The 16,256-nt window shown below is 34.4% G+C and carries 14 protein-coding genes; 9 read left to right on the top strand and 5 right to left on the bottom strand.

Translation table 11 applies throughout. The features are described 5' to 3' along the window. The first annotated feature begins 185 nt into the window (after positions 1-185). Together GJJ64_RS12790 and GJJ64_RS12785 are read left to right on the top strand one after the other, a co-directional pair. Positions 186-683, top strand: coding sequence for a CAP domain-containing protein (locus GJJ64_RS12790; protein ID WP_154288168.1), 498 nt, complete (start codon positions 186-188; stop codon positions 681-683). A gap of 61 nt (positions 684-744) precedes the next feature. Then, positions 745-1,767: a patatin-like phospholipase family protein gene (locus GJJ64_RS12785; protein WP_154288167.1), complete on the top strand. Its 1,023-nt coding sequence runs from the start codon at positions 745-747 to the stop codon at positions 1,765-1,767. Positions 1,768-1,769: 2 nt separating this feature from the next. On the opposite strand, the gene GJJ64_RS12780 is transcribed toward GJJ64_RS12785, so the two are convergent. Both GJJ64_RS12780 and panB read right to left on the bottom strand, forming a co-directional pair. Then, positions 1,770-2,486 carry an RluA family pseudouridine synthase gene (locus tag GJJ64_RS12780; RefSeq protein WP_154288166.1) on the bottom strand — a complete coding sequence of 239 codons (717 nt, stop codon included), beginning with the start codon at positions 2,484-2,486 and terminating at the stop codon, positions 1,770-1,772. A 134-nt stretch (positions 2,487-2,620) separates the two neighbouring features. Further along, a complete protein-coding gene (gene panB, locus GJJ64_RS12775; RefSeq protein ID WP_154288165.1) occupies positions 2,621-3,436 on the bottom strand; it encodes a 3-methyl-2-oxobutanoate hydroxymethyltransferase in 816 nt (271 codons plus the stop codon). A 279-nt stretch (positions 3,437-3,715) separates the two neighbouring features. On the opposite strand from panB, the gene carA reads away from it, so the two are divergent. Beyond that, positions 3,716-4,819, top strand: a complete 1,104-nt coding sequence (gene carA / locus GJJ64_RS12770; protein WP_154288164.1) for a glutamine-hydrolyzing carbamoyl-phosphate synthase small subunit — start codon at positions 3,716-3,718, stop codon at positions 4,817-4,819. A 49-nt stretch (positions 4,820-4,868) separates the two neighbouring features. Here carA and GJJ64_RS12765 read toward each other — a convergent pair whose 3' ends face one another. Both GJJ64_RS12765 and gnd read right to left on the bottom strand, forming a co-directional pair. Next, on the bottom strand, positions 4,869-7,307 hold the full coding sequence (locus GJJ64_RS12765; RefSeq protein WP_154288163.1) for a helix-turn-helix domain-containing protein: 2,439 nt from the start codon (positions 7,305-7,307) through the stop codon (positions 4,869-4,871). Positions 7,308-7,457: 150 nt separating this feature from the next. After that, positions 7,458-8,918 (bottom strand): decarboxylating NADP(+)-dependent phosphogluconate dehydrogenase, encoded by a 1,461-nt coding sequence (gene gnd, locus GJJ64_RS12760; protein ID WP_154288162.1) that lies wholly within the window; start codon positions 8,916-8,918, stop codon positions 7,458-7,460. Between the two features lie 476 nt (positions 8,919-9,394). Here gnd and eno point away from each other — a divergent pair, with 476 nt between their 5' ends. The 4 genes from eno to ygiD all read left to right on the top strand — a co-directional run bounded on the left by eno (position 9,395) and on the right by ygiD (position 13,157). Beyond that, a complete protein-coding gene (gene eno, locus GJJ64_RS12755; protein WP_149074807.1) occupies positions 9,395-10,696 on the top strand; it encodes a phosphopyruvate hydratase in 1,302 nt (433 codons plus the stop codon). 171 nt (positions 10,697-10,867) lie between these two features. Then, the gene (locus GJJ64_RS12750; RefSeq protein ID WP_154288161.1) at positions 10,868-11,866 is read left to right on the top strand and encodes an LLM class flavin-dependent oxidoreductase; all 999 of its coding nucleotides are present in this window, start codon (positions 10,868-10,870) and stop codon (positions 11,864-11,866) included. 11 nt (positions 11,867-11,877) lie between these two features. Continuing rightward, complete coding sequence (locus tag GJJ64_RS12745) at positions 11,878-12,315, top strand: nucleoside deaminase (protein ID WP_154288160.1); 438 nt, start codon at positions 11,878-11,880, stop codon at positions 12,313-12,315. 2 nt (positions 12,316-12,317) lie between these two features. Continuing rightward, positions 12,318-13,157 (top strand): 4,5-DOPA-extradiol-dioxygenase, encoded by an 840-nt coding sequence (gene ygiD / locus GJJ64_RS12740; RefSeq protein ID WP_154288159.1) that lies wholly within the window; start codon positions 12,318-12,320, stop codon positions 13,155-13,157. 70 nt (positions 13,158-13,227) lie between these two features. Here the strand turns inward: ygiD and GJJ64_RS12735 are convergent, their stop codons facing one another. Further along, positions 13,228-14,529: a DEAD/DEAH box helicase gene (locus tag GJJ64_RS12735; protein WP_154288158.1), complete on the bottom strand. Its 1,302-nt coding sequence runs from the start codon at positions 14,527-14,529 to the stop codon at positions 13,228-13,230. 110 nt (positions 14,530-14,639) lie between these two features. Here GJJ64_RS12735 and GJJ64_RS12730 point away from each other — a divergent pair, with 110 nt between their 5' ends. Both GJJ64_RS12730 and GJJ64_RS12725 read left to right on the top strand, forming a co-directional pair. Beyond that, positions 14,640-14,957, top strand: coding sequence for an FtsB family cell division protein (locus GJJ64_RS12730; protein ID WP_154288157.1), 318 nt, complete (start codon positions 14,640-14,642; stop codon positions 14,955-14,957). A gap of 88 nt (positions 14,958-15,045) precedes the next feature. Further along, positions 15,046-16,254, top strand: a complete 1,209-nt coding sequence (locus tag GJJ64_RS12725; RefSeq protein WP_154288156.1) for a GAF domain-containing sensor histidine kinase — start codon at positions 15,046-15,048, stop codon at positions 16,252-16,254. The last annotated feature ends 2 nt before the right edge of the window (positions 16,255-16,256 follow it).

The following is a 16,256-nucleotide window of genomic DNA, read 5'->3' as shown; positions in this document are numbered from 1 at the left end:
CCACTACAAAAACATTGATTATCAAATACTTAAATACATAAAAAATTGCTAAGTGGGAGATTTTTCTATTTTTTATTAGAAAAGTAGGACAAAGTGGGAGAATCTACCAGGTGAAGAGCCAAAATCTACCTATTTCTCTATGAAATAAACTCTTATAATTAACGTTATGCCAAAAAACCATCTGTATGTTGACCCATATTCATAAAATAGCACTTATTATTCCTCTTATTTTATCTTGTAGCTTTTCAAAAAATACGCTTCCAAATAAGCCAAACACAAGTATTACTAAGCCTATAGACATAGAAAACTTAGAGCGAGAACTGCATCAACTAGTTAATCAAGAGAGAAAAAAAGCCGGATTAGCTCCTTTAGTTTATGATCAACAAGTTCAGTTAGTTGCCAGAGCACATAGCAGAGATATGGCTAAAAGAGATTTTTTCTCACATATAAATCCTGATAAAGAAAATCCATTTGACAGAATGAAAAAAGCGGGTATAGTATTTAGAGCTGCCGCAGAAAATATCGCTTATGCATCAACCATTAAAGAAATCCACGAAGGCTTAATGAACTCGCCTAAACACAAAGCCAATATTTTAAATCCCAAATTAGGCAGAATGGGTATCGGAATAGTAGCCTCTAAGTATGGTTTAATGACAACCCAATTATTTAAAAATCCTAAATAACACAATTGATTATTAATTCTTGTTTATTACATTTAGCGTAAAAGCTTAAATTGTAATTTCTATGAAAGTAATTTTATCTATTGATGGTGGAGGCATTAAAGGCATTATACCGGGAATGATTTTAGTTAGCTTAGAAGAAAGACTAAAAAGAAAAACCCATAACCCCGATGCATCAATAGTAGAGTATTTCGACTTTTTTGCGGGCACAAGTACCGGTGGAATATTAACCGGCTTATTACTTTGCCCTTCTGATGCAGACCCTAAAAAACCCAAATTTAGCGCTAAAGAAGCTTTAGACCTTTATATTAAACATGGCGCAGAGATTTTCCAAAACAAAGGCTTTAAAAAAATATTAGCACAAATTGGCTGGGTAACAGAAAAATACAATAATGCAGCTTGGGAAAAAATTCTGCAAGATTATTTTGGCGATGTCAAACTTAGTCAGTTGATAAAGCCTTGTATTATTACTGCCTATAATATAGAATTAAGGAAGGCTCATTTTTTTAGACAAAAAACTGCCATAGAAAGAGGCAATAGTAGAGACTTTTATTTAAGGGATGTTTGTAGAGCCACGTCAGCAGCACCAACTTTCTTTAGTGTAGCCGAGATTTATTCTTTAGCAGGCGTTAGATACCCCTTATTAGACGGAGGTGTTTTTGCTACCAACCCTACTTTAAGTGCCTTTGTAGAAATACAAAAAACACCTGAAAAAGAAATCCCTAGAAACATACATATTTTATCTTTAGGAACTGGAGTTTCTAAAAAATCATATGATAGCGATGAACTAAGTCAGACAAAAGCTTTATTTGTTGTACCAGCCTTATTAGATATGATGATGAGCGGAGCGAGTGAAACCAGCCATTTTTATATGATGCAGATTTTTTCCTTTTTAGGAATCTCTAATCAATACATCAGGCTAGAGCCTAAAGATTTACAAAGTGTTGATGAAAGAATGGATGCAGCCACACCTAAGAATATTAAAAAGCTAATGGCTTTAGGCGATAGACTAATTAGCGAAAGAAATTTATTGTTAGACCGAATAGTTGAAACTTTAATTAAGCTTAAAGAAGAAACAAATCATTAAAACTATTTTTTAAAGCTTTCAAATTTATCCCAAAAACCATCTTTTGGTAAAGGAGCAAAGATATCCACCGGTTCATTTTTAACCGGATGTACAAATTGCAACCTTCTAGCATGTAAACAGATACTCTTTTTACGGCTGCCACGTGGGTATCCATATTTATTATCACCAACAATAGGGCTTCCCAAAGTAGCTAACTGAACCCTTATTTGATGAGGCCTACCTGTTATAGGATCTACCTCAATCAGATAATAACCATCTAAAAAACCTAATACTTTAAAGTTTAGCTCGGCTCTTTGGCTGCCCTTAACTTCCTCATCATAAGCGGTGGTAATATTCTTTTTAGGATTTTTAACCAGCCAATGAATCAGCTTTCCTTCCATCTTACGAGGCTTTTGTCTTACCACTGCCCAATAAGTTTTATGCATTTGTCGCTCTTTAAACATTTTATTGATACGATCTAATGCTTTAGAAGTCTTTGCAAAAAGTATTACCCCGCTAACTGGTCTATCTAAACGATGTACAACACCTAAAAAAGCACCATTAGGTTTCTGATATTTTTCGGCGATGTATTTTTTCACCATATCATCCAAAGATAAATCTCCGGTATCATCAACCTGAACAATCCAGCCTGCTTTTTTATAAATAGCAATAAGATGATTATCCTCGTAAAGAACATCCTTATCTGTAACTGTATAATTTAAATCTGGGTATTCAGACATTTTTTTTAGATATGAGTATTGAGGTGTGAGATTTGAGAACTTTTATATTGGATTTGAGTACTGAGATATGCGTATTGAGACCCTTTGTAATTCCATTTAATATGTCTAACTTGTATGTCTTTCTAACCAACTAACTAATACTGTTCTTTATCGTTAGGGAAATCTCCACTTTTAACATCAGATACGTAAGATTTTACAGCTCCATTAATTTCTGTAAATAAATCTAAATATTGCCTTAAAAATCTAGGGGTAAAACCTTTGGTTAAACCAATCATATCATTAATCACTAACACTTGTCCATCGCAACTACCACCTGCACCAATACCAATAGTAGGAATTTGCACACTTTCTGTAACCTCTTTAGCTAATGCGGCAGGTATTTTCTCTAAAACAACAGAAAAACAGCCAGCGTTTTGTAAGGCTAAAATATCTTCCTTAAGTTTTTGAGCTTCGGCTTCTTCTTTAGCTCTTACTGTATAGGTACCAAATTTATAAATAGATTGAGGCGTTAAACCTAAATGCCCCATTACGGGTATCCCAGCAGCTATAATTCTTTGGATAGATTCAACAATTTCTGTCCCACCTTCTAATTTCACCGCATGTGCACCAGATTCTTTCATAATCCGGATAGCTGAGTTTAAAGCTTCTTTGGAGTTCCCTTGATAAGAACCGAAAGGTAAATCAACCACAACTAAAGCCCTTTTCGTTGCTCTTATAACAGATGCTGCATGATAAATCATCTGATCTAAAGTAATAGGCAAGGTAGTTTCATGTCCGGCCATCACCATAGAAGCAGAATCTCCAACAAGGATAACATCTACTCCACCTTCATCAACAACTCTTGCCATAGAGAAATCATAAGAAGTAAGCATCGCTATCTTCTCTCCTCTATTTTTCATTTCCTGTAAAATATGAGTTGTTATTCTCCTGATTTCTTTATGTACAGACATCTTTAATAATTATGTAGTGTTAATTTAGTTATGTTAACAGGCCTCAAAGTTAGAAAAAGGAAAATGTAATGTTTAATATTTTAGGTATTAATATTGAATAGCATATTTTAAATGATAATTATTTTAAGCTTTTACTTTGTCTATTATGCTATTTTTATTACTTTTGCACCCCGAGATGAAAAATAAGCAAGCTCTTATTTCTTACACTAACATCAAGGAATTTATTCCATCCCATAGCCTTTTTCAATTAAATTTTCATTTAGAGTTTATTAATCACAAATGAACGCACACTACACAAAATTACCCGCCGTACTTCTTTTAGCTGATGGAACCGTTTTCCACGGTAAAGCAGCCGGAAAAATTGGCACTACAACAGGCGAAATCTGTTTTAATACAGGTATGACTGGTTACCAGGAGATTTTTACAGACCCTTCTTATTTTGGACAAATCATGGTTACTACCAATGCTCATATTGGTAATTATGGTATACATGCTGATGAGATTGAGTCTGGAAGCATCAAAATTGCTGGTTTAGTGTGCAAAAACTTCAATATCAATTACAGTAGAAAAGAAGCAGAAAAATCTATTCAAGACTATTTCCAAGACGAGCATATTGTAGGTATTTCTGATATTGATACCCGTGAATTGGTAAGACATATTAGAGATAAAGGTGCTATGAATGCCATTATCTCTTCAGAAATATTAGATATTGATGAACTTAAAGCTAAACTTGCTGGTGTACCTTCTATGGATGGTTTAGAGCTTTCATCGCAAGTAAGTACAAAAGAGCCTTATTTTATTGGTGATGAAAATGCTCCGGTAAAAGTTGCTGTTTTAGATTTAGGTGTTAAGAAAAATATTTTAAGAAATTTTGCCGAGAGAGGTGTTTACGCTAAGGTTTTTCCTGCTAAAACTTCTTACGATGAAATGAAAAAATGGAACCCTGATGGTTACTTCATTAGTAATGGCCCTGGAGACCCTGCTGCAATGCCTTATGCCATAGAAACGGTAAAAGAAATTCTTGAAGAAGACAAGCCTTTGTTTGGTATTTGTTTAGGGCATCAATTATTAGCACAAGCTAATGGTATTGGTACCATGAAAATGTTTAACGGCCACCGTGGCTTAAACCACCCTGTAAAGAACATCATTAAAGACCACTGCGAAGTAACTTCTCAAAACCACGGTTTTGGTGTAATTGCAGAAGAAGTTAGAAAATCTGACAAAGTAGAAATTACTCACTTAAACTTAAACGACCAATCTATTGAAGGTATAAGAGTTAAAGGTAAAAAAGCGTTTTCTGTACAATACCATCCAGAATCTTCACCAGGTCCGCATGATTCAAGATACTTATTTGATGATTTTGTGGAAATGATGAAAGGATAATAATCATACAAATCCCTCCCAAAAAGAGGGATTTTTTATTTTAATAGTATTACGAGTTATTAAGTTCCATAAACTTCATAACCGCTCTTATTTCGCCATAAGAAATCTCTTCGCCTAAAGCTGCTTTGGTATCATTCATAGATGAAGGTTTATTTCTCCAGATATAATCTTGAATTTGGCTTACTTTACTCTTATTTACAAAGCTATAAATATCTAAATCGCCAGTACCAATGTAATGTGTTAAATGAGTCTCTATTGTAGTAAGCGCTAAATTTCTTTCTAAAGCAATTTCTTGCATGGTTTTACCTGCTTTAAATAAATCGAAACTTAACTTTTTGGTATCTACTTTCTCTGCCGTGGTTTTTACAAACAATTGAAAAGGTGTCTGAGAGACTTCTTTCTTCTCGCAATATTCGCTAATCATCACCAATAGCTCGTTCCCAAATTGCTTCACTTTGGTTTTACCTATTCCTTTTATACTTTCTAGTTCTTGAAAGTTTGAAGGCAATTTATTTACCAACTCTATCAAAACCTTTTGCGGTAAAATATGATAAACCGGTACATTATTTTCTGCAGCTAATTGGTCTCGCCAAGTTTTAATGGTTTTGTACAATTCGGGATGGTTAACACCAGTAACCGGAGCAGTTGCTTTTTCTACCGGAGTAGCTTTTTTAAGGTTCAGGAAATCTATCTCTGCATTGGCCTTAGTTTTTAGATAATTTAAAGTTTGAAAACCATTACAGCAAAGTTTAAGTGCAGATTGCTTGATGAAAACCTCTTTTTCAACCTGCTCTATAGCCTCTAAAAATTGCTTTTTAATGGTTTTATTATCTGCATCAAAACTTACTTTATCTAAGTTTTCATGAAGCACAATTAGCTTATCTGCAAAATAAGTACAAGCTTTTTTAACACGTTCTTGCAACTCCTCATTTTCCTCCGGTAACTTACCTTGCTGCAAGTATTGTTCAATCTGCCTGTTAAATTTCTCCACTACAGTATAAATATCAATTTCTGCTGCCTCTCTAACTGCATTAATATTCTCTAAAAAGCCTAAACTTATAATTTGATGATATTCTTCTGCTAATTTTTTACACACATAAAGTGATGATTTTAATCGTTTAAAATCAAAAAGCTCTAATAACAAATTTCTTTGAAAAACAACTTTAGCCTCTACAAGATGCTGCTCTCCCGGGCTGTTTTGCTCCGCATTTTTAGTGTAAGTAGCAACAGTTCCATCTGTTTTTATGCTGTTAAAAGAAATTGGCGTACGCAAAACCATCCCTTCGAAGCTTTTACATCGGCTTAAAGCCACATAAACTTGCCCATGGGCAAAGGCGGCATTAGCATCAATAATAGCTTTTTCAAAAGTTAAACCTTGGCTTTTGTGGATGGTGATAGCCCAAGCCAATTTAATAGGATATTGAATAAAACTACCTATTACTTTTTCTTCTATTTCTTTCGTATCTGGATTTAACTCGTATTTGGTATTCTCCCACTCTACCCTGCCTACCACAATTTCTTGTAAATCTCCGGGGCATTTTACATGGATATAGTCATCTTTTATTTTGATGATTTTACCAATTTTCCCATTAAAATAGAGCTTGTCTCTAGAAGCGTCGTTTTTAACAAACATAACTTGTGCACCTTCTTTCAGCTCCAACTCTAATGCGTTGGGATAAGAAAACTCTGGAAACTCGCCTTTCACATCAGCTTTATAATAATGGCTTTTTGCTTTTAAACTTTTTAGCTTTTCATCGTTAATGATATTGGCAGATTGGTTATGAGATGTTAACGTGATATAACCTTCTTCTTCATCAGGATTGAAATTAGGGATATAACGTTGGTTAAGCTGCGCTAAAACTTGCTCATCAATACGGTTTTCTCTAACGGCATTTAAAATATCTATAAAAAAAGTATCAGACTGGCGATAGATATGTTTAAGCTCTATACTTATTGGCGATGTTTGTTGTAAAGCCCTGCTATTAAAAAAGTATAAATTGCTGTAATATGGTTTTAGCAGCTCCCAATCTTGATCTTTAACAACAGGAGAAAGCTGATGCAAATCGCCTATCATTAAAAGTTGTACGCCACCAAAAGGCTTATTTCTATCCCTATATCTTCTTAAAACTTCATCAATATTATCTAAAGTATCGGCTCTAACCATACTTATTTCATCAATAACCAATAAATCAAGACTTTTTATTAGACTGATTTTTTGCTTATTCATTTTGTGTTGAAATGATTTTTGATCAGCATTGGGCACATAAGGTCCAAATGCTAATTGAAAAAAAGAATGGATAGTACTTCCACCTGCATTAATGGCCGCCACACCTGTAGGCGCTACTATAACCATCCTTTTGGGGCAGTTTTCTTTTAAACGATGTAAAAAAGTTGTTTTACCTGTACCAGCTTTCCCAGTTAGGAAAACATTCTTATCAGTATACTGTACAAATTCTGAAGCTAATTGCAGTTGAAAGTTTTGCGCCATAAAAATTATAGGACAAGCTTTAGGTAGTTAACTTATCCTAATTGCTCATAAAAATATAAATAATTCTTTTTAGCTAAAATTTTTAGTTTATTTTAACAAAAAAGCCTCTTAGAAAATTCTAAAAGGCTTTTGTTTAATATGTTGCTTATACTAAACTACATAAGTTGTAGATGAAGTTGTACCACCACGACCTGTCCAATTGGTATGGAAGAATTCTCCTCTAGGCTTATCTATACGCTCGTAAGTATGCGCTCCAAAATAATCACGTTGTGCTTGTAATAAATTAGCAGGTAAACGCTCGCAACGGTAACCATCGTAATAATTTAAGCCTGCGCTTAAGCAAGGTGCAGGAATACCATTGATAGTTGCTAGAGCCACCGCTTGTCTTAAACCATTTTGGCAAGCTTGAATTTTCTCAGCAAAATAAGGGTCTAATAAAAGGTTAGCCAAGTCTGGATTATTATCAAATGCTTCTTTGATATTTCCTAAGAAACGAGAACGGATAATACATCCACCTCTCCACATTAAAGCAATATTACCATAGCTTAACTCCCAACCGTATTCTTTAGCTGCGGCTTTCATCATTTGGTAACCTTGTGCATAAGAAATCACTTTAGCAGCATATAATGCATCTCTTAAGTAATTGATATATTCTTTTTTATCGCCATTAAATGATGGCTTTGGACCAGCAGTTAAAACTTTAGATGCAGCAACACGCTCATCTTTTAAAGCTGATAAACATCTTGAGAACACAGACTCGGTAATTAAAGTTAATGGAATACCCAGCTCTAAAGCTACAGTACCAGTCCATTTACCTGTTCCTTTTTGTCCGGCGGTATCTAAAATTTTATCTAAGATTGGTGTGCCATCAGCTTCTTTGTAAGCTAAAATATCTCTGGTGATTTCTACTAAATAGCTATCTAATTCGCCTTCATTCCACTCTTTAAACACTTCATGCATTTCATCTGTAGACATTCCTAAAACGTCTTTCATGATATGATAAACTTCGTTTATCAATTGCATATCGCCATACTCGATACCATTATGTACCATTTTAACGAAGTGACCTGCACCGCCGTCGCCTACCCAATCACAACAAGGAGAACCATCGTCTACTTTTGCGGCTATACCTTGGAAAATAGGTTTTACAGCTGGCCATGCAGCTTTAGAACCACCAGGCATAATTGAAGGGCCTAACAAAGCACCTTCTTCGCCTCCGGAAACACCACTACCAATAAAATGCAAACCTTTGCCTTCTAAATACTTAACACGACGTTCAGTATCAGGGAAGTGAGAGTTTCCACCATCAATAATAATATCACCAGGAGATAAATGAGGGATTAATAGTTCGATAAAATCATCAACAGGCTTACCTGCTTTTACCATTAACATAACTTTACGTGGAGCTTTTAAAGAGCCTATTAAATCTTCTATAGATTTTGCTCCGTAGATGTTTTTCCCTTTAGCTCTACCGTTGATAAAGTTTTCTACTTTATCTACAGTACGGTTGTACGCAGTTACATGAAATCCTTTACTTTCCATGTTCAAGATTAGGTTTTCGCCCATTACAGCTATACCTATAATCCCGATGTCTGAAATTGCTTTACTCATGATGTATAATTAAATATGTTGGTTTTGTTTGAAATGTTAGTGCTGCAAGATTAGCAATTTTTTAGGAATTTGAGGGCATAAACCTATGATAAATTGAAATTTAACATAAAAAAGCAGTATGATTTATAGCTTAAAAACTATAATTTTTGATTTTTATAGATAAATGATAAATCTATGAAGCCTGTATACGATTAATCTTAGCACAAGCCCTGCCCCATAAACTGGATTGAAGCGTATACCGGCTATGTGGCTAAGGCCTAGTGACGTATGAGCGAAAAGCCAGACTACCTAAAAATAGTAGCAAAACTTTGCTTTTCAAAAAAAATAAAATCAACATTTTCTTAGCATATACATAATATTTTATACTTAAAGCATATGCCTAAAAAGTTTATATTTGCCCAGTTAAAATAAAAACTATACTTTAGTGTACTTTTAACACTAAGAGTAGAATCGAATAATCCAACAAATTAAATACTATGAGCTTAATTCTTGATGTACATGCAAGACAAATCCTCGACTCGAGAGGTAACCCTACCATTGAGGTAGATGTAATCACCGAAAACGGTGCTATTGGAAGAGCAGCTGTTCCTTCTGGTGCTTCAACCGGACAATACGAAGCTGTAGAATTACGTGATAAAGATAAATCTGTATATTTAGGTAAAGGCGTTTTAAAGGCCGTTGCCAATGTTAATGATGTGATTGCTAAAGAATTAAGAGGTGTTGATGTTTTTGAACAAAACACCATTGATAGCATCATGTTAAAATTAGATGGTACTGAAAACAAAGGTAACTTAGGTGCAAACGCTATTTTAGGTGTTTCTTTAGCAGTAGCTAAAGCTGCGGCACAAGAAAGCAGACAACCTTTATACCGTTATATTGGTGGTGTTAATGCTAACACTTTACCTATCCCAATGATGAACATTGTTAATGGTGGTTCTCACTCTGATGCTCCTATCGCTTTCCAAGAGTTTATGATTATGCCAGTTGGTGCTTCTTCTTTCTCTGAGGCTTTACGTTGGGGTACAGAAGTTTTTCATAACTTAAAAGCTATTTTACACGATAGAGGTTTATCTACTGCGGTAGGTGATGAAGGTGGTTTTGCCCCTACTTTTGAAGGTACTGAAGATGGTGTTGAAACCATTTTAAAAGCGATTGAGAAAGCTGGCTACAAACCAGGTGTTGATATTTGTTTAGCTTTTGACTGTGCTGCATCTGAATTTTACAAAGACGGAATTTATGACTATTCTAAATTTGAAGGACCAAACGGAGCAAAACGTACCAGTGCGGAGCAAGTAGCTTATTTAGCTTCTTTAACAGAGAAATATCCTATCATTTCTATCGAGGATGGTATGGATGAAAACGATTGGGATGGTTGGAAATTATTAACCGAAAGAATTGGCGATAAAGTTCAATTAGTTGGTGATGATTTATTTGTAACTAATGTTACTCGTTTAAAACAAGGTATTGATAACCAAACCGGAAACTCTATTTTGGTAAAAGTAAACCAAATTGGTTCTTTAACAGAGACTATTAATGCTGTAAGCATGGCGCAAACCAACAGCTATACATCTGTAATGTCTCACCGTTCTGGAGAAACTGAAGATACTACCATTGCTGATTTAGCGGTTGCTTTAAACTGCGGCCAGATTAAAACTGGTTCTGCTTCTCGTTCTGATAGGATTGCAAAATACAATCAATTATTACGTATCGAAGAAGAATTAGGTAGCAATGCAAAATTCATTGGTAAAGACTTTAAATTCTTCAAAAACAGAAAATAGTTTTTAGGATAAAAGAGTTAGGATGAAAAGAGTGAAAACTCTAGACATCTAAAAAAACCGCTTCTATTTTGGGAGCGGTTTTTTTTATTATGGATGAACAGCCAATATCACTTAACCGTCAAGAAAGGCTTGTCATAAAACGTATTTGCTTAAGCATCGTTAAATTTGTATATGAGGATGAGATTAAGTGTTTTAGACCAAACCCCTATAAGGAAAGGGAGTAGTGCAGAGGAATCTTTAAAAGAAAGTATTGCGCTTGCCAAATTAGCTGATCAATTGGGTTATACCCGATATTGGCTCAGTGAACATCACAATTCAGTAACTTTAGCAACCGGTTCGCCAGAAATTATGATTGCCCGCTTAGGTGCCGAAACTAAAAATATACGTTTAGGCTCCGGAGGTATGATGATGCCCAATCATAGCACTTTAAGAGTAGCAGAAAATTTTAGGGTGCTAGAAGCCCTTTATCCCAACAGGATAGATTTAGGCATGGGAAGAGCACCAGGTGGAGACCGTATAACGGCACATTTGCTAAACCCATCTAATAATTTCGATCCACAAAATTATATTCAGCAGCTTAGAGATTTAAGAGCTTTTTTAAATGATGAACCTATCGAGGGCGTTAGTGAAATTAAGATAAACGCTATCCCGATGATTAGTACATCACCAGATTTATGGCTTTTAACTTCTAGTGGAGAAAGTGCTTTGTTGGCGGCTTATTTTGGTATGGCTTTATCATTTGCTCAGTTTATTAATCCGCAAGGTGGCCCACAGGCTATAAAAGCATACAAAGAAAAATTTGTTCCTTCTGATGAATTAAAGACACCACAAACTAGTGTTGGTATTTTTGGCTTCTGTTCTGAAGATGAAGAAAAAGTAAAACAAGTACAAGCCTTAATGGATTACCGCTTATTAAGCTTTGAAAAAGGTAAGTTTAACGAGCGTTTCTCTTACGAAGACATCAAAAATGAAGATTACGACACACTAGAGTGGAATAGAATTTTATATAACCGCCAAAGAATGGCTATTGGTACACCAGAAGAAATGAAAGTGAAGCTAGAAAATATCTGTCGTAATTTTGATACTGATGAAATTATGATTTCTACCTTTACAGATACAGCAGAAGATAGGTTTAAATCTTACGAGCTTTTGGCTGGTTTAATTAATTAACTTACAAAAAGATGGATAAATTCATGGAAGCAGCTTTTGAAGAAGCTAAAAAAGGTTACGAAGAAGGTGGTATTCCTATTGGCTCCGTTCTGGTACATGATGGAAAAATTATAGGTAGAGGCCATAATAAAAGAGTGCAAAAAGGCAGTGTTATTTTACATGGCGAGATGGATGCCTTAGAAAATGCTGGCAGATTACCTGCTAAAATTTATCAAGAATGTACTTTGTATACTACTTTATCACCATGCCCTATGTGTTCGGGCACTATACTTTTATATGGTATCCCTAGGGTAGTTATTGCAGAGAATAAAACTTTTATGGGAGAAGAAGAACTCCTAAGCAGCCGCGGTGTTAAAGTATTGGTTACCCACCATGAAGGTTGCTACCAGTTGATGCAACAATTTATCAAAGAAAAGCCAAGTCTTTGGAATGAAGATATTGGAGTTTAAATATGGAAACGCTTAAAAACTTATACCGCTGGCAGCAAGATTTAGATACCAGCACAACAATGCCTGTTTTATTCATGGGCCACGGCAGCCCCATGAATGCTATTGAAGAAAATGATTTTGTTGACAACTGGAGAAAATTAGCCTTAGAAATACCAGAACCTAAAGCTATTGTTGTTGTATCTGCACATTGGGAAACACGTGGTACAGCAGTTACGGCCGTAGAAAAACCACATACCATACATGATTTTGGTGGTTTCCCCCAAGCTTTATTTGATGTACAATACCCTGCCCCAGGCGACCCAGAACTTGCTGAATTTATTAAAGAAGCACTTAAGCATTACACGCCTGTAGAATTAAACCATATTTGGGGTTTAGACCACGGCACTTGGAGCGTAGTGAAACATCTTTACCCGCTAGCAAATATTCCGGTTTTGCAGTTGAGTTTAGACTATACAAAACCTGCTATCTATCATTATGAACTAGCCAAAGAGCTACAATTATTGCGCAAAAAAGGTGTACTTATTATTGGTAGTGGCAATATGGTTCATAATTTAAGAATGGTAGCTTGGGATAAACTTAATCAGCCTGGTTTTGGTTATGATTGGGCTTTAGAACTTAATGATACGTTTAAAAGAAATATTTTAGAAGGTAACCATCAGGCTATGGTTAATTTCGAGAATTTTGGTCAGGCTGGTAAATACGCTATACCAACACCAGAACATTATTTGCCTTTATTATACATTTTAGGCTTACAGAATAAGCATGATGAGGTAAGTTTCATTAATGATGTTGCCGTTGGCGGTTCATTAACCATGACATCGGTAATGATGAAAACTAATTGATTTATCAGCTAAGCGAATTTGACTTATTGATACACGCAAACAATAAGTCAAACTCATTTAAATCTAATATTTAGTCTAGTCTCTTATTACTGATTTTACCTGACAATCTTATTTTTTCTCTAGCGCTATAATTATGTGTCTTTAGGTTTTTAGCTTTTTTCTCATGAAAAGCACCACCTCTTGTTGGATCATCCTCTTCCTCCTCTTCTTTCTTTTTCTTACTTTCTTTCTCGATGTATAAATCATCAGGTAAATCCATCAATTGCATTTTCTTACCTTGCTTTTGCTCTAGCTTTTTAATTTGAAGCAATTCTAAATCTGTACATAAAGTAATAGCTAAATGATCTTTTTGATCATCACTTTTAAGAATTACTCTTTTCAAATATTGACTATCATCTTCAGGAATATCAAAATGGATAAAAATAGGTAACTGGCTTAGGTCTAATTGCTCCTCTTGTTGCCCAACAATAATCAAAACTCTACTTTTTGGGCTCAATTTAAAATCCTGAATATTTTGAATACCAGTATCCCCAAACTCTGGATGGTTGAGGATAATCACTTCTTGCTCATCAGATTTTAAGATATTTTTATAAGCTGTTTCTGCATTAAACGTACTATTTACAAAAACAACTACTTTATCAAAAACCTCCTTATCTGCCAAAAGCAGATAAAGTAAATTAAGCTTTGTTTTGAAGTTAGGTACTTGATATAGTATTTGCTCTAGCGTATCTAATTGCTCGTTTCCTAAATCTTCTATTTCTATAAGATTAGGTATATCAATAAACTGCTCTACTATATGTTGTAATTTAGGATGATAAACTTCTGTAAACACCAAATGCTGAGTCTTTATAATCCCTCTGGCCAACTCAACTACGGGTAATTGCAAACCTTTTTTAATAATTAAGTCAGCATCATCCAAAATAAACATTTGTATTTTATTGAGGTTTAAGCCCAGTTTCAGATAAGCTGCTCTTGCTCTATCTGGTGTAGCAACAACAATATCAACACCATCTGTTAATTCTAAAACATGGGTATCTAAACTTGTTTCGCCATTAAAAAGCCCCATGATTCTTAAATTTCTATTTCTATTTAAGGTATGGAAAGCATCAATCAATAACTCGCCGCTTTCTATATCAGGCACTAAAACCAAAACTCGTGGAGCAATTTCTTCAGTAAATTTTAATTTATTTAAAACAGCTAATACCAAAGCGGTAGATTTACCAGCGCCTTCAGGCGCAACTGCAATTACATCTTGTCCCCCGTTAATTCTAGTTAAAATTTTTGATTGTAATTCTGTTGGCTGCACAAAGCCTGCGTTAGAAACAGCAATTAGTAACTGTTTAGTAAGTTTTAATTTCTCAAATGATGCCATTGGTACAAAAGTACCTAAAATTGAGCTCTTTTTATTTAGATGTTAACATGTGGAGAATTTATTTTTTGGTATTCTTTAATTTATACATCTTTGTATAAACATTTGGTGATATGCAAAAGTTATTATCATTACTTAAGAATAAATACTTCCTATCTACTACTGCGTTTTTAGTGTGGATGTTATTTTTTGATAGAAATGATTTGCTATCCCAATACGAATACCGCTCTCAATTACAAAAACTAGAACAAGAAAAGCAATTCTACACTCAGGAAATTGCTAAAGTTCAAAAAGATTTAGACGAGCTAACTACTAATAAAGATAAGCTCGAAAAATTTGCTAGAGAACATTATCTAATGAAAAGAGATAATGAAGATGTTTTTGTAATTATTGAAGAAGAGAAAAAAGAAGAGCAGAAAAGCCTTTTTTAAATCGTCTAGATACAATAAAGTTACATATTAAGTATTACTTGTATTTCAAACTAATTTTGTTATTTAGAGCACACTCTAAATTTTAACTATGCAAAATCCACCTATTCCAGACAATGAGCTTCAAAGAATCCTTAATCTTTCTGATTTTGATTTAGACTATTATAGCCTGGAGGATAATTTTAAAGATTTAACCCGTTTAGCTGCAAAAGCGTTGGGTGCTCCTATTTCTTTAGTAAACTTAATAGATTCTTACACCCAATGGACAGTTGCAGGTTTTGGCTTTGAAATGAGCCAAATGCCCAGAGAAAATTCTGTTTGCCAATACACTATTCTAGATAATAAGTCTTTTGAAGTTGATAATCTTACTGAAGACGAAAGATTTAAGGATAAAGTATACGCAGGAACAGACGGAGAACGCTTAAAATATTATTTCGGTATTCCTCTTACAACCACCGATGGTTATAATATTGGTGCTCTTTGCGTTTTAGATACTCAAACAAAAAGTATTGACCCTGAAAAAGCAGAATTATTAAAAATTATTGCAAGCGAAATCATCAATAGATTAACTGCATTAAAAGTTATTAAAGGTTTAAAGTACAAATTAGAAGAAGCTACTCAGGTTCAGAAAAAGGTTGCTCATGATATAAGAGGGCCTATTGGTGGCATCATCGGCTTAGCTCAAATTATTAGTGAACAAGGAGATCAGAATAAACTTGATGAGGTTTTAGAATTTGTACAATTAATCCAAAAAAGTGGAACTTCTTTGTTAGAATTAGCAGATGAAATTTTAACTGCTAATAAGCCTAAACAACTTGGTAATGATGAGTTTAATCTAATCACCTTAAAAGACAAATTAGAACAACTGTACAAACCACAAGCAATTAATAAAAACATCAACTTTACAGTTAATATCAATAAAAAAGCAGAAGAGATACCTTTCCCTAAAGATAAAATACTCCAAATTATTGGTAATCTTATCTCTAATTCTATGAAGTTTACAGAAGACAACGGAAGCGTATCTGTTGACCTAGACTTATTTGCTGGAGTTCCTGATAATTCTTTACAAATTATCGTTAAAGATAATGGTATCGGTATCAATCAAGAACGGATAAACGCATTATTGGAAGGCAAAATAAATTCAACATCAGGTACAAAAGGAGAAGAAGGCTACGGATTTGGTTTAGCACTTGTGAAACATCTGATAGATGGATTAAAAGGCTCACTAAGTATTTCATCAAAAGAAGGTGAAGGAACAACTTTTTTAATTACTCTTCCACAACCAACAAGAAGCAATTAAGC

The organism is Pedobacter puniceum, from assembly GCF_009674685.1.
In the GTDB taxonomy this organism is placed as follows: Bacteria; Bacteroidota; Bacteroidia; order Sphingobacteriales; family Sphingobacteriaceae; genus Pseudopedobacter; species Pseudopedobacter puniceum.
Note: the sequence above shows the minus strand (reverse complement) of the source record. Positions and strands in the feature narration are given on the sequence as shown.

Coding starts and splice junctions, on each gene's coding strand:
- GJJ64_RS12790 (WP_154288168.1), top strand. CDS start 186: ATGTTGACCCATATTCATAAAATAGCACTTATTATTCCTCTTATTTTA.
- GJJ64_RS12785 (WP_154288167.1), top strand. CDS start 745: ATGAAAGTAATTTTATCTATTGATGGTGGAGGCATTAAAGGCATTATA.
- GJJ64_RS12780 (WP_154288166.1), bottom strand. CDS start 2,486: ATGTCTGAATACCCAGATTTAAATTATACAGTTACAGATAAGGATGTT.
- panB (WP_154288165.1), bottom strand. CDS start 3,436: ATGTCTGTACATAAAGAAATCAGGAGAATAACAACTCATATTTTACAG.
- carA (WP_154288164.1), top strand. CDS start 3,716: ATGAACGCACACTACACAAAATTACCCGCCGTACTTCTTTTAGCTGAT.
- GJJ64_RS12765 (WP_154288163.1), bottom strand. CDS start 7,307: ATGGCGCAAAACTTTCAACTGCAATTAGCTTCAGAATTTGTACAGTAT.
- gnd (WP_154288162.1), bottom strand. CDS start 8,918: ATGAGTAAAGCAATTTCAGACATCGGGATTATAGGTATAGCTGTAATG.
- eno (WP_149074807.1), top strand. CDS start 9,395: ATGAGCTTAATTCTTGATGTACATGCAAGACAAATCCTCGACTCGAGA.
- GJJ64_RS12750 (WP_154288161.1), top strand. CDS start 10,868: ATGAGGATGAGATTAAGTGTTTTAGACCAAACCCCTATAAGGAAAGGG.
- GJJ64_RS12745 (WP_154288160.1), top strand. CDS start 11,878: ATGGATAAATTCATGGAAGCAGCTTTTGAAGAAGCTAAAAAAGGTTAC.
- ygiD (WP_154288159.1), top strand. CDS start 12,318: ATGGAAACGCTTAAAAACTTATACCGCTGGCAGCAAGATTTAGATACC.
- GJJ64_RS12735 (WP_154288158.1), bottom strand. CDS start 14,529: ATGGCATCATTTGAGAAATTAAAACTTACTAAACAGTTACTAATTGCT.
- GJJ64_RS12730 (WP_154288157.1), top strand. CDS start 14,640: ATGCAAAAGTTATTATCATTACTTAAGAATAAATACTTCCTATCTACT.
- GJJ64_RS12725 (WP_154288156.1), top strand. CDS start 15,046: ATGCAAAATCCACCTATTCCAGACAATGAGCTTCAAAGAATCCTTAAT.